Source organism: Cyanobium sp. LEGE 06143 (assembly GCF_015207535.1).
Lineage (GTDB): Bacteria > Cyanobacteriota > Cyanobacteriia > PCC-6307 > Cyanobiaceae > NIES-981.
This window is the reverse complement of the sequence record NZ_JADEWP010000057.1, coordinates 1-12865: the sequence shown is the minus strand read 5'-3', so window position 1 is coordinate 12865 and position 12865 is coordinate 1. Positions and strand designations below refer to the sequence as shown.

Here is a 12865-nt window from a genome sequence, read left to right as displayed (position 1 = left end):
GGAGGTAGGGCAGCGGCCATGGCGGCTGCTGTCGCCGTCGACCGGGAGAGCAGGGTGGAGGTGGTTCCTGTGGACTGTCTCAGGGCCAGAAAGGCCGTGGTGGATTCACTCCATCCGGTCAACAGGGCCGGGCGGAGGCCAGCAAACAGCACCAGGGCTGAAAGCACGATCGCCGGGGCCCGCTCGGCCCATGTCGTGGCCAGCCAGTCGGCGCGGTCATTGTCCAGACGTCCAAAGCCCACACGGTTGAACAGCCGCACCGCGTAGACGGCGGTGAACCCGGAAGCCACAAGGCACACCAGCGTGGCCCTGGGGAAGGTGACCCAGCTGCCCTCAAACACCAGCAACTCAGCCGGGAAGCCCGCCAGTCCAGGAATGCCGGCGGCAGCCATCAGGGCAATCAACAGCATGCCAGTGGTGAACGGCAGGCCGCGAATCGGGTTCATCAGGCCCGAGAGTTCAGGGATGGAGGTGGTGCCCGTCTTGCGTTCGATCAGCCCCACACAGGAAAACAGCAGGGCCGTGATCAACCCCTGGGCCAGCACCTGAGCCACGGCGCCCTGCAGGCTCATCGGCGTGGCGGCGGCCAGGGCCAGGGTGAGCAGTCCCATGTGGCCCAGGGCGCTGTAGGCCATCACACGGCGGATGTCGGTCTGGGCAATGGCGTTGAGGGCGCCGTACACCGCGCTCACGGCTGCCGCCGCCGCAATCCAGGGCGAGAAGCTGGCCCACGCATCCGGCAGCAGACCCACGCCGAAGCGCAGCAGGCCATAGGCCCCCAGCTTCGACACTGAGCCGCTGAGCAGCATCACCACAGGGATCGGTGCCTCGGCGTAGGTGATCGGCTGCCAGCCATGCAGGGGCACGATCGGCAGCTTGAGGCCGAAGCTGAGCAGCAGCAGGCCGAGGATCCAATGGCCCGCCGATGGACTGAAGCTGGCGTTGGCAAGGGTCTGGAAACTGAACAGCGTCATGCCGGCGGCGGCATCAGCCCCAGGCTGGGCCAGCCAACCGAAGGCGAGCACCGCGGCCAGCAGGGCCAGGCCGGACACCGCCCCGTACATCAGATAGCGAATGGCGGCTCCGCGGCCATTGGCCCGTCCCCAGATCGCCACCAGCAGGGTGGTGGGGATGAGCACCAGTTCGAAGGCGAGCAGAAACAGCAGGGCGTTCTGGGCGAGGAAGGCTCCCACCAGACCGAGGTTGGTGGCCAGCAGCAGGCTCACGTAGAGCCGCGGCCGACTCTGATCGGCAGGGGAGGCCAGCAGCACCAGCATCGTGAGCAGAGCGGTGAGCAGCACCACCGGCAGGGACAGGCCGTCAAGGCCCAGCTCCAGCGCCAGTCCCAGCTTCGGCAGCCAGGCCATGGCCAGGTCGGCCGGCTGACTCAGCCAGCACAGACCCCCGAGCAGAAGCTGAACGGAAACGGCGGCGAGGGCCAGGGTGCGGGGCCGAACGGCTGCCTCGGCGGGCAGCACGGCCACCGCAAGGCCGGCGACCAGGGGCACCAACAGCAACAGGATGAGCAGCGACATGGCCGGAATTCAGGGCAGGGTCGTGGGAAGGAGCGGGGTGGGATTGGTCAGCAGCCAGGCGGCCATCAGCACCACGCCGACGATCAAGGTGAGGGCATAGAGCTGAGTGCGGCCGCTGGTGGTGAAGCTGAGCCGGCGGGCGCTGGCCATGGCCGCAGCGCCGGTGCCGGTGCTGAAGCCATCCACCACCCGTCCATCACTCCAGGCCCCGAGCCGGGCCAGGGCCAGCACCAGGGCCACCACCGTGCGGTGATAGAAGCGCTCGGTGTCCATGTCGTGGGCCAACCAGCGCTGGAAGCCGCCCATGGCAGCAGGCAGCTTCGCCAGAGGGTGCGGGCGCAGATAGAACACGGCCGAAAGACCGCAGCCCGCCACGGTGCTGAGCAGCAGCGGCACGGCCATGGGGCCCCAGGCCGGCAGGGCTGAGAGCCCGAACACGCCGCTGCTGGCCAGGATGATCGGCAGATGCAGCACCAGACCCATCAGCACGGTGGTGGGAAGCACCATCAGCCAGAGAACCTCAGCCGAACGTGCGGTGAAGGCCGAAGGGCTGCCCCCCCAGATGAGGCCGAACACCCGGATCAATCCGGCGGCGATCAGGCCATTGCTCAGCAGCACCACGCCCGAGAGCAGAACGGGATGGGTGCTGCCGGCGGTGAGAGCCAGCAACTCGCGCAGGGCTGAAAAACCAGCGAAGGGCGGCAGGCCGATCAATCCGGCGCTGCCCACGAGAAAGGCCAGACCGGTGAGGGGACGTCGGCTCCACAGGCCCCCGAGCTGGGTGAGGTCCTGGGTCACATTGCTCACCAGCACGGTGCCCACCACCATCAGCAGCAGGGCCATGGGCAGGGGGTAGACGAGCAGCAGGTGGTTGGCCACGGGAACGCCGCCCAGACCGACCGCAACAAACAGGAGGCCCAACCAGCTGCTCACCAGGAAGGAGAGCGCTCGCTTCACATCCACCTGGGCCAGGGCAATCAGGGCGCCCACCAGGGCCGTGGAACCTCCCACCACCACCAGCACCGAACCCACCAGCGGGCTGAGGGCCAGCAGCGGCTGAAGCCGCAACAGCACCCAGGCCCCACCCAGAACCACCACGGAGTTGCGCAGCACCGTGGAGGGCAGGGGGCTCTCCATGGCCTCATCGAGCCAGAGGTGCAGGGGAATCTGGGCACATTTTCCCATCGGCCCGGCAATCAGGGCCAGCAGGATCAGGGTGACGCTGAGTGGCAGGGTGACATGGCCATCGGGGCTGGCGGCGATCTGAGCCTCGGCCCAGGCCTGCAATCCATGGAAGTTCCAGGTGCCGGTGATCGGCAGCAGGGCAATCACGCCGGCCAGCAGGATCAGGTCTCCGATCCGCTTGGTGAGGAAGGCATCCCGGGCCCCCTTGACCACGAGCGACTGGTTATACCAAGTGCCCACAATGAGGTAGGTGCCCAAGGTGAGCAGCTCGAGAATCACATAGCTGAAGAAGAGAGAGTCTGTGAGCACGAGGGCACACAAGCCGGCTTCGAAGCAGCTGAGCGAACCGAAGAAACGAGCCCAGCCCCAATCCATTTCCAAGTAGCCAATCGTGTAGATCTGCACGAGCACATGCAGACCGGTGATCACGATCATGGCGATCAGGGCTGGCTCGGTGATCAGCCCATCGAAGCCGATCTTCAGGCCTGCCGTGTCCATCCAGGTCCAGCCGAAGCGCACCGGTTCCAGGGCCGTCGCGTCGACGGCCAGCTGCCTGGCGTGGAGCCCGAGCAGCGCCAGCACGGCATGGCAGAACGCCACGCTCACCATCAGCAGGTTGAGGTAGCCGCAGGGGCGGGGTCCGGTGCGCCAGATGACGCCGGGTGACCAGGCGAGGGAGAGGAAAGCGGCAGCGAGTGGATAGAGCGGCACAAGCCAGGCCGTCTCCAGAAAGGCGACAGTCATGATGACGACAATTCCGGTGGCATCTGAACGGGAGAACGTCAGTGAGAGGATGAAACTACGGGTCCTGAACTAAGGGCCCTGAAGACCTTGGCAGCGATTGGGACATTGATGGACTGATAGCTCGGAAGCAATCTGCCAACTTAATGATGCCCCGGGGAGAAGCCAGGAAGCTGAATCAGGGGAAGAACGGCCACAATCCTGAGATCCAGAAGAACCAGGAGTGGTGCCATCAGGCACACGTGGATGGCCGTGGCGAGCGACTGCCCAGGCCTTGCGGGAAATGGTGATTGAGCCTCGTCAAGAGCAGCTCAACTCAAGGAACAAGGGTTTGAGGCGATGGCGAGTGGCTGGAGTAGGGGGTTGCGAAGTAAACCTTAAGCGGGTTCTTCGCCCGCTGGGCTGGCGTCGCGAAGGAATGTCCTATGGCTTCAAGAAGGAGGGGTGATCCAATCCACGCGGGGATGGTTCCGGCTCAGGATTGCCGTCGCTGCGGCTGGGCCAACAGGCGCGTCCCGATCACCCCCAGCCCCAGCAGCAGGGTGGCCAGCAGCAGCACGCGCAGCATCTGCCCATAGGGCTCCAAGCGCTCGGCCACCAGGGAATACTGCTGCCCAAGCAGACGGCCGGCCAGGATCAGGGCGAAACTCCAGATCAGGCTTCCTGCGGTGGTCCAGGCCAGGAAAGGCAACTGGGGCATCCTCTCGAGGCCGGCGGGCACCGAGATCAGCGTGCGCATCCCGGGCACCATGCGTCCCCAGAAGACCAGGGCCCGGCCATGGGCCAGAAACCAGGAGCGGCTGCGCTCCAGGCTGCCCAGCCGCAGACCCACCTGGCCGCCATGGCGTTCCAGCCATCCCTCCAACCGCGGCCGCGGCACCAGCCGACCCACCAGATACCAGCACCAGGCCCCCAGCACGGTGCCGGCCAGGGCCGCCAGCAGAGTGGGCAGCAAGGCCAGATCACCTCGGGCCACGCCATAACCCGCCAGGGGCAGGATCACCTCCGAGGGGATGGGCGGTATCAGGTTTTCCAGCAGCATGGCCAGGGCGATGGCGCCGTAGCCGAGCCAGGGATCCAGCTGGGCAGCCCGGTCGATCAGCTGGGGGAGATCGGGAAACCAGGCCAGCAGCGGGGGCAAAAGCCAGGGTGTGAGGGGGTTTAGGTTAAGCGCCTCCGGCCTGGACCCTGCGGCGATGCCGCCCCCTGACATCGCCCTGCAAGACAGCCATCTGCGCCGCAACGCTCGCACCGGCCCCTGGGAGGCCCTGAAACGCTGGCGCCACGCCCTCACCGTGCCTCAGTTTGCGGTGGTCACCGGCGCTCTGGTGATCGCGGCCGGCACCCTGGTGATCTCCAGTCCGCTCTGCTCCTCGCCCGAGGTGGGGCTCTGGGAAGCGCTCTTCACCGTGACCTCCGCCATCACGGTCACGGGCCTGACGGTGATCGACATCGGCACCGACCTCACCCTGCTGGGGCAGGTGGCCTTGGCGGGCCTGATCATCACCGGCGGGCTGGGCCTGATGGCCATCACCACCTTCCTGCAGGGTTTCGTGCAGGGCCACTCCGGGCTGCGCTCCCGTCTCGACAAGGGCCGTGCCCTCGATGAATTCGGCGTGGGCGGAATCGGCCCCACCTTCAACAGCATCCTGGTGGCGGGCTGCTGGGTGATGGGTCTGGGCACCGTGCTGCTCTACAGCTTTGGCTTCACCGATATCGCCAACCCGCTGGAGCGGTTCTGGGCCTCGCTCTTCCATGCCATCAGCGCCTACAACAATGCGGGCTTCGGGCTGTGGAGCAGCAGCCTGGAGCGCTACCGCGACAACGCCGTGGTGAATGGTGTGATCGCCACGATGATCGTGGTGGGGGGAATCGGCTGGCGGGTGATGAATGACCTGTGGGCCAACCGCGCCACCTGGCGCGGCATGCGCCGACTCAGCCTGCACACACGCCTCGTGCTGCGCTCCACCCTGCTGCTGGTGCTGTTCGGCACCCTGGGCCTGGTGTTCACCGAATCCTTCGCCACCGGGGGCGTTGTCCAATCGCTCGGTGGGCTGCAGCGGCTTCAGGTCTCCCTGTTCCAGTCGATCAGCACCCGCACAGCGGGGTTCTCCACGTTGCCCCTCTCGGTGGAAACGATCTCCGACGCCGGCTTGCTGCTGGTGATCGTGCTGATGTTCATCGGCGCCAGTCCGGGCGGCACAGGCGGTGGCATCAAGACCACCACCTTTGCCACCCTGATGGCCACCACCCGCTCCACCCTGCAGGGGAAAGAAGAGGTGGTGATTCACAACCGCCAGATTCCTGATCGGGTGGTGATGCGAGCCATCGGGGTCACGATCGCCTCGCTGATTTTCGTGTTGCTGATGGCCCTGCTGCTGGGCCTGGGACCCACGGCGAGTGGAGCGGAAGGGGCCAACAGCTTCAACTTTCTCGAAAAGCTGTTCACCTGCATGTCCGCCTTCGCCACCGTGGGGCTCGATCTGGGCGTCACGGCCCAGCTGAACCGCTGGGGCCAGCTGGTGCTGATGGTGGGAATGTTTGTGGGTCGGCTGGGCATCCTGCTGCTGCTCTCGGCGCTGTATGGAAGCCGCCGCCAGCCGCGGGTGGGCTACCCCCGCGAAGATCTCTACATCTGAGGCAGGCGACGGGCCAGGGTCGGGCCTTGAGCGAGGATCCACTCATCTGGCCCCGCGCGACTCCCGGCAACCATGAGCAACTGGTGGAACTGGAATCCAGCCGAGAGCCGGGCCCTGGGCAGCTTCGCGGTGATCGGGATCGGGCGCTTCGGCACGGCCCTCTGCCTGGAACTGAGCAAGGGCGGCGCCGACGTGCTGGCGATCGACAATGACCCCTCCGCCGTGGATCGGATCAACAGGCAGGACCCCTCGATCACGGCCCGCAAGGTGGAGAGCACCGATGAAGAGGCTCTGCGGGCCGCGGGGGTGCTCGATGTCACCACGGTGGTGGTGGCCATGAGTGAACCGATCGAGGTGAGTGTCACCGCCACCCTGATCGCCAAAGACAGCACAGGCAGCCAGGTGAAGCAGGTGATCGCAAGGGCCACCAACGACCTGCACATGAAGATGCTGCAGCGGGTCGGTGCCGACCGGGTGATCTTCCCCTCCAAGATGCAGGGCCAGCGGCTGGGGCTTGAGCTGGTGCGTCCCAACCTGCTGGACCGTCTGCGGCTCGACGACCGCAACAGCATCGAGGAGATCCGGGTTCCCGGACCGTTCATCGGTCAGTCCCTGCGGGATCTCAACCTGCGCAAGAACTTCAACGTGAGTGTGCTGGCCGCCGGGCCGGACAACCAGCTCACCGTGAATCCCCCCGCCTCCCATGTGCTGCAGAAGGGGGAACTGCTGGTGGTGATGGGCGCCACAGAGGATCTGGCCGAGCTGCCTGGGAGCTGACCCCCAGGGGGCCGCGGCAGCGAAGCCCCTACATTCAGGCGGCGTCGGCGCCTGGCCCTTGCCACCCCTGCTAGAGGCCGTTCTCGCCCCCCAGGCTCTGATCACCCTGGCGGTGATGGTGCTGTCGGTGGTGCTGTTCATCGGCAGCTGGATTCCGGCGGAAGTCACCGGCCTGCTGGCCGTGGGGCTGCTGATGGCCCTGGGGGTGCTGAAGCCAGCCGAGGCCCTGGAGGGCTTCGGCAGCCCGGCCCTGCTCACCCTGGTGGGCCTGTTCGCCCTCTCGGCCGGCCTGTTCCGCTCGGGTGGCCTGGACCGGCTCCGGGGACTGATCGGCTCCGATGCCGTGCGCAGCCCCAGGCGCATGATCCTGCTGCTGGCTGGCGTGGTCGGGCCAGTCTCGGCCTTTGTGCCGAACACGCCGATCGTGGCCTCATTGCTGCCGGTGATCGAGGGCTGGTGCCACAAGCGCCGGATTGCCCCCTCCAAGGTGCTGCTGCCCCTCTCCTTCGCCACGGTTCTGGGCGGAACCCTGACGCTGCTCGGCAGCTCGGTGAACCTGCTGGCCAGCGAGGTGAGCAACAAACTGGGTTACGGCGGCTTCGAGCTGTTCACATTCACGCCCATCGGCCTGGGCGTGTGGATGGCGGGCAGCCTGGCCATGGTGCTGCTCTCGGATCGCTTCCTGCCGGATCGCGGCAACGACGACACCGATCTGGCCCGGGGCTTCGCCCGCAGCGGTTACATCACCGAGGTGGAGATTCCGAGGGGTTCCGAGCTGGTGGGCCAGTCGCTCCTTGGCAGCCGGCTGCAGCGACGCTTCGATGTGGACGTGCTGGAGCTGCACCGGGATCAGGAGCGTTTTCAGCCGCCCCTGGCCGACCGGCGCCTGGAGCTGGGCGATCGGCTGGTGCTGCGCTGCACCCGCAACGACCTGCTGCGGCTGCAGCAGGAGCACACGGTGGTGCTGGCGCCCACGCCGGAGGAGGGGGCCTCCAGCCCTCCGATTCCCGACGCCCAGAACAGCCAGCGGATGGTGGAGGCCCTGCTGCCGGCAGGCTCGGCCCTGGCGGGAAGCTGCCTGCGCGATCTGCGCTTCCGTCAGCGCTACAACGCCACCGTGCTGGCCCTGCGCCGCGGCAGCGCCGTGGTGCGGGAACGCCTGGGCAAGGCCCAGTTGCAGGAGGGCGATGTGCTCCTGCTGCAGGGACCACAGGATGCCATCCGCGGTCTGCTGGCCGGCAACGATCTGGTGGTGCTGGAGCAGATTGAAGACGACCTGCCCACCGTGAGCCGCAAGCGTGTGGCATTGGCCATCGTGGGCCTGTCGATCCTGCTGCCGAGCCTGCAGGTGCTGCCCCTGGTGGCCTCCGTCCTGCTGGGCAGTGTGGCCATGGTGGTCACCGGCTGCCTGCGGCCAGGGGAGCTGCAGCGCTCGATCCGGCTGGATGTGATCCTGCTGCTGGGGTCTCTGGCCAGCTTCAGCGTGGCGCTGCAGAAAACGGGGCTGGCGGAGGCTCTGGCCCAGGCGCTGATCCGAGGCCTGGACGCATGGCCACTCTACTGGGCTCTGGCGGTGGTGTTCCTGTTCACCACCCTGCTCACCGAAGTGATGAGCAATGCCGCCAGCGTGGCGATGCTGATCCCGATCGCGGCTCAGCTGGCCCTGGGGTTGGGCATGCCACCGATGGCCGCCATCTTCGCCGTGCTGTTCGGGGCCAGCCAGAGCTTCCTCACCCCGGTGGGCTACCAGACCAACCTGATGGTGTTCGGGCCGGGGCGCTACCGCTTTCTCGATGTGGCCCGCTACGGCTTTCCGCTGACGCTGCTGATGACCCTGCTGGTGCCCTGGCTGATCTGCAGACAGTTCGGGCTCTGAGGCGGCAGACCCATGGTCAGACTCCGGCTTTGCGCTCATGCCGCCAGCGCAGGGCCTGCCACACCAAAAACACCAGCACCAGCGGCACCACGGCGGTGAGGGCAATCAGTCGGTATTCATCGGTGAGGCTGCTGACGCTGTTGCTGAGCACCTGCTCCCCCAGGTACAGCGCGTACAGCATGACCAGGATCCCCCCCTCCAGCCGGGTGATCTGGCCATGGCTCCAGAAAATCGGCAGACAGGCCAGGGTGGTGACCACCATGACCGGCAGATCGCGTTGGATCAGCACGGGGTCCACCGCCAGGCCCCTGCCGCCTGAGGCCGTGGCGCAGACTCCGAGGATCAGGAACAGGTTGAGCAGATTGCTGCCGACCACATTGCCGATGGCCAGATCCACCTTGCCGCGGTAAGTGGCCACCAGCGAGGTGACCAGCTCCGGCATCGACGTACCGGCCGCCACGATCGTGAGCCCCACCACCGTCTGGCTGACGCCAAGGCCCAGGGCGGCCGTGGTGGCCCCACGCACCAGCACCTGGGAGCCCACCACCAGCAGCGCCAGCCCGCCCAGCAGGCGCAGTCCGGCGGCCAGGGCCGAAAGGCGCTCGCTGGCGTCGAACTCCCCCGCCTCCTCGGGGTTTTCCCCGGCCGTACGGATCTCCCAGACCAGATTGATCAGCAGTCCCACCAACAGGGCCACGCCGGCCTGCCAGGTGAGCTGGCTGCCACTGGCCATGCCCCAGACCGCCATCGAGAGGGCCACCAGCAGGGGAACATCGCGGCGCACCAGGCGGCTGCGCACGCTCAGGGGCATCACCAGGGCACTCATGCCGAGCACCACCAGCACGTTGAAGATGTTGCTGCCCACCACATTGCTCATGGCAATGGCCTCCTTGCCCTGCACCGTGGCGATCAGGCTCACGAACAGCTCCGGGGCGCTGGTGCCCAGCGACACCACCGTGAGGCCGATCACGATCTGGGGGATGCCGAGCATCAGGGCCACCGCGGTGGACCCCGCCACGAACAGCTCGCCACCACCGAACAGCAACAGGATGCCCAGCAGGATCTGCAGGAGGCTGGGGAGCAGGTTGGTCACGCGCGAGCCGTCGCAGGGTGAGTCCGCTCAATTGTGGGGCCAGGGGGTTTGTGGCCAAGCCGGCGGCGAGGCGGCGGCGAGGCGGCGGCAAAGATGGGGCCTGCTGCCGCACCACAATGACGAGCCTCGCCCTGCCTGCCCTGGTGACCCTCGCGGGCCTCAGCCTCTATCAGGGCACGGCGCTGGCGGTGGGCCGGGCACGGTTCAAGCACCTGGTGAAGCCGCCGGCCATGGACGGCCCCGAGCCGTTCCAGCGGGCCGTGCGGGTGCAGCAGAACACCCTTGAACAGCTGGTGTTCTTTCTGCCCAGCTACTGGCTGGCCTGCCTCTGGAGTGAGGCGGCACTGGCCAACCTGCTGGGGATCCTCTGGGTCGCAGGCCGTGTGGCCTATGCCGTGGGCTACCTGCAGGCGCCTGAACGACGGGGCCCTGGCTTTGGCATCAGCTTTCTGAGTGCCGCAGGGCTTTGGGTGCTGGCCCTGATCGGTGCCATCCGCGAGCTGGGCTGATGGGCGGCTGGGCCGCGATGGGTCTCAGCGCTGGCCGAGCAGGTCTTCCCAGGTGATCGGCTGGGGAGCTCCCGACTGTCGTGAGCCGCTGCTGCCCAGGGGTCGCAGCGGGCAGCACGGGCCGGAAGGACCGCGACCCACAGAGGCCCCCCTCAGGGGGCGTTGGCGGTTGGAGCGATGGAATGTGGTCATGGTGATGGGGTGAAAAACGAGGGTGGAACAAACTGAATCCATGGACTGGCCTGGACGCCGAAACGCCGTTGCAGCGAGGTCCCATGGCCTGACGGAGATATCGGCATGACGCAACGGGAACGACCCTTCCCGCGCTGACGGGACTCTCCATGGGTTGTGACCTTCAGGCCTCCCGGCCCGGGCTGCTCTGCCGGAAAGCACGGAGAGCGAGGGTGCTGTAGCGGCGGCGAGAGCAGAGCGGGCTTACGGCGATGGCCCGAACTGCCTGCTTTGGCCACCCAGAATACTACCCCATGTTCTCGCAAAAAGCAAGCTGTTATCCCGCGAGGCTGGGCATCGGCCGTGCCGGGGAGGGGCCTGGTGGTGAGATCGTGCTTGGGATGACACCTGAACCCGATGGCGCTGGCTCCAACCCTCAGGCACTGGAGCTGCTGCAGTTCTGGTTTGAGACCATCGAGCCCCGGCTGTGGTTCGCCAGGGATGGGGCCTTCGACGCCCGCGTGCGCCAGCGCTTCCTTCCGCTCACCGAACAGGCCGCCTCGGGAACGCTGCTGAGATGGGGGGACGAGCCCCTCGGGGCTCTGGCCCTGGTGCTGCTTCTCGACCAGCTGCCACGCCAGATCTGGCGTGGCAGTGCCCGGGCCTTCAGCACGGACCCTGAGGCCCTGGCCCTCAGCCAGGCCGCCGTGGCGCGGGGCTGGGTGGCCACTGAGCCCGCCAGAGCCCGCCGGCAGTTCTGGCTGATGCCGATGATGCACAGCGAAGACCTGGCCGTGCAGGAAGCCTCCCTGCCCCTTTTCGCCCGCTGGAGCGACCCTCGCACCGCCCTGTTCGCCCAGCGGCACCACGCTGTGATCGCCCGCTTCGGGCGCTTCCCCCACCGCAACCAGCTGCTCGGGCGCCCCTCCACGCCGGAGGAGACGGCCTTCCTGCTGGAGCCGGGATCCCGTTKCTGAGCAGAGCTGCCTGCCGCCTGGGCAGCAGTTCAGCCAAGGGGRCCAGCCCTGGACTCCTCACTGCGGCGGCTGCAGGGCCTCGAGAGCACACCGGAGCGAGGGGGCGATGGCGCGGTGTTCCCCCAACCTCGGACTCCATGCCCGGCCGCTGCGCAGCTGAGCAGGGCAGGCCAGCGCCATGTCCTGACCCTCCAGGAGCTGGAGCGTCTGCAGGGGCATCGGCAGTGGGGCGCGGAAGACATGGGCGACCCGATCGGCATTGCGATGGGAGAACCAGAAGGGCAGCGGGGCGGGGGGCCACCAGCCGATCTCCTCGAGCAGCTCGCGGCGCACCGCCTCTGCGGGGCTCTCACCCGGGTCGAGATGGCCCCCGAACAGTCCCCAGGCCCCAGGGGCCACGATCCCGGGGATGTCATCCCGCAGCTGGATCAACCACTGGCCGCCCTGCTCGAGCACGGCCAGGGCCACCTCCACAGGAGGGGATGGGCGGTTCAGGGTTCGATCCCCCAAGGGTGCCAGCCCGATTGCCGGAAGATGGCGTAGGCCACGCTGCTGTTGACCAGAGGGTCGAGCAGCTCCTCGGGGCTGCGAATGCCCATCGCGGCGATCAGACCCCGGTTGGCGCCGAAGTGGATCTGAAACAGGCCGAAGCAGTCCCCACCGCAGCCACGGGCCGTGGGGGTGAGGCCGCTTTCCAGATGGGCCAGGCGGATGGCACTGTCGAGGTGCTCCTGGGGCCACACCTGGCGGATGGCCTCAAGCGCATCGGCCCTCGGCGTGCCGCGCGCCAGAGCGACCGGGGAGAGGCTGCCGAGGGCCCCAGCGACCGACAGCAGCAGGGGCAGCAGCAGGCCGCCAGTGGAACGAAGGAACCAGGCAGGCATGCCTGTGGGCCAGTGACTCGCCGGCAACGTATCGGCCCCGAACCGGTGCCGCCAGGGTCAGGGGTGGTTGGATCCGGCCTCAGACCCCCGGGGCTGGAGCCGGCGGAGGAATGGCACCCTCCGGCGAGGCCTGCACCTCATCACAGAGGTCAAGCACGATCTGTTGTCCCACGGAGCGAGGCTCCGGCACCGCCCAGGCCTGCCAGGCCCCATCCACACGCCAGGTCTGGCGCAGGCTGCTGCACTGCACCGCCACCGCCGTGGCCCTGGCCCGGGAGGCCCCCACGTCTTCGGTGGCGGGCTGAACCACCGTCACCCGCAGCCCACCGGGATGCAGCTTCCAGCTGCCCCAGTCCACCAGGGTGTTGCCGAAATAGCGCCAGCGGCCCTGCTGGGGCTTCTCAGCGGGGGTGGCTTCGGCCGCCTGGGGCTCAGCCGGCTCAGCCGGCTTGGTCTGGGTGGGCGCAGTGGCTGGGGT

General features: G+C 67.6%; 11 protein-coding genes and 1 pseudogene. 5 read left to right on the top strand and 7 right to left on the bottom strand.

Annotated elements, in window-relative coordinates; translation table 11 throughout:
• The 3 genes from IQ216_RS05845 to IQ216_RS05835 form a co-directional block, all read right to left on the bottom strand.
• On the bottom strand, positions 1 to 1535 hold a 1535-nt coding region (locus tag IQ216_RS05845; protein ID WP_193814724.1), incomplete at its 3' end, for an NADH-quinone oxidoreductase subunit M.
• A 9-nt stretch (positions 1536 to 1544) separates the two neighbouring features.
• A complete protein-coding gene (locus IQ216_RS05840; RefSeq protein ID WP_193814723.1) occupies positions 1545 to 3464 on the bottom strand; it encodes an NAD(P)H-quinone oxidoreductase subunit F in 1920 nt (639 codons plus the stop codon).
• Between the two features lie 472 nt (positions 3465 to 3936).
• Positions 3937 to 4602, bottom strand: a complete 666-nt coding sequence (locus IQ216_RS05835) for a DedA family protein (protein WP_370566628.1) — start codon at positions 4600 to 4602, stop codon at positions 3937 to 3939.
• Positions 4603 to 4657: 55 nt separating this feature from the next.
• On the opposite strand from IQ216_RS05835, the gene IQ216_RS05830 reads away from it, so the two are divergent.
• The 3 genes from IQ216_RS05830 to IQ216_RS05820 all read left to right on the top strand — a co-directional run bounded on the left by IQ216_RS05830 (position 4658) and on the right by IQ216_RS05820 (position 8753).
• The gene (locus IQ216_RS05830; protein WP_186699224.1) at positions 4658 to 6100 is read left to right on the top strand and encodes a TrkH family potassium uptake protein; all 1443 of its coding nucleotides are present in this window, start codon (positions 4658 to 4660) and stop codon (positions 6098 to 6100) included.
• 72 nt (positions 6101 to 6172) lie between these two features.
• Positions 6173 to 6877 (top strand): TrkA family potassium uptake protein, encoded by a 705-nt coding sequence (locus IQ216_RS05825; protein ID WP_186699222.1) that lies wholly within the window; start codon positions 6173 to 6175, stop codon positions 6875 to 6877.
• Positions 6878 to 6935: 58 nt separating this feature from the next.
• Positions 6936 to 8753 (top strand): SLC13 family permease, encoded by a 1818-nt coding sequence (locus IQ216_RS05820; protein WP_370566627.1) that lies wholly within the window; start codon positions 6936 to 6938, stop codon positions 8751 to 8753.
• Positions 8754 to 8769: 16 nt separating this feature from the next.
• Here the strand turns inward: IQ216_RS05820 and IQ216_RS05815 are convergent, their stop codons facing one another.
• Positions 8770 to 9846: a calcium/sodium antiporter gene (locus IQ216_RS05815; RefSeq protein ID WP_193814721.1), complete on the bottom strand. Its 1077-nt coding sequence runs from the start codon at positions 9844 to 9846 to the stop codon at positions 8770 to 8772.
• A gap of 116 nt (positions 9847 to 9962) precedes the next feature.
• Here IQ216_RS05815 and IQ216_RS05810 point away from each other — a divergent pair, with 116 nt between their 5' ends.
• Both IQ216_RS05810 and IQ216_RS05805 read left to right on the top strand, forming a co-directional pair.
• The gene (locus IQ216_RS05810; RefSeq protein ID WP_186699219.1) at positions 9963 to 10355 is read left to right on the top strand and encodes an MAPEG family protein; all 393 of its coding nucleotides are present in this window, start codon (positions 9963 to 9965) and stop codon (positions 10353 to 10355) included.
• A 572-nt stretch (positions 10356 to 10927) separates the two neighbouring features.
• Positions 10928 to 11503, top strand: a complete 576-nt coding sequence (locus IQ216_RS05805; RefSeq protein WP_193814720.1) for a DUF924 family protein — start codon at positions 10928 to 10930, stop codon at positions 11501 to 11503.
• Positions 11504 to 11560: 57 nt separating this feature from the next.
• Here IQ216_RS05805 and IQ216_RS05800 read toward each other — a convergent pair whose 3' ends face one another.
• The 3 genes and pseudogenes from IQ216_RS05800 to IQ216_RS05790 form a co-directional block, all read right to left on the bottom strand.
• Complete coding sequence (locus IQ216_RS05800; protein ID WP_228007190.1) at positions 11561 to 12013, bottom strand: NUDIX hydrolase; 453 nt, start codon at positions 12011 to 12013, stop codon at positions 11561 to 11563.
• Positions 11995 to 12387, bottom strand: coding sequence for a hypothetical protein (locus IQ216_RS05795; protein WP_228007189.1), 393 nt, complete (start codon positions 12385 to 12387; stop codon positions 11995 to 11997). The genes IQ216_RS05800 and IQ216_RS05795 overlap by 19 nt, the downstream gene beginning before the upstream one ends.
• A 79-nt stretch (positions 12388 to 12466) precedes the next feature.
• A pseudogene (locus IQ216_RS05790) lies at positions 12467 to 12865 on the bottom strand (hypothetical protein); the annotation flags it as partial.

Bases quoted from the DNA above. Each gene is read 5' to 3' on its own strand.
- IQ216_RS05840 (WP_193814723.1), bottom strand. From the start codon at position 3,464: ATGACTGTCGCCTTTCTGGAGACGGCCTGGCTTGTGCCGCTCTATCCA.
- IQ216_RS05830 (WP_186699224.1), top strand. From the start codon at position 4,658: ATGCCGCCCCCTGACATCGCCCTGCAAGACAGCCATCTGCGCCGCAAC.
- IQ216_RS05825 (WP_186699222.1), top strand. From the start codon at position 6,173: ATGAGCAACTGGTGGAACTGGAATCCAGCCGAGAGCCGGGCCCTGGGC.
- IQ216_RS05810 (WP_186699219.1), top strand. From the start codon at position 9,963: ATGACGAGCCTCGCCCTGCCTGCCCTGGTGACCCTCGCGGGCCTCAGC.
- IQ216_RS05795 (WP_228007189.1), bottom strand. From the start codon at position 12,387: ATGCCTGCCTGGTTCCTTCGTTCCACTGGCGGCCTGCTGCTGCCCCTG.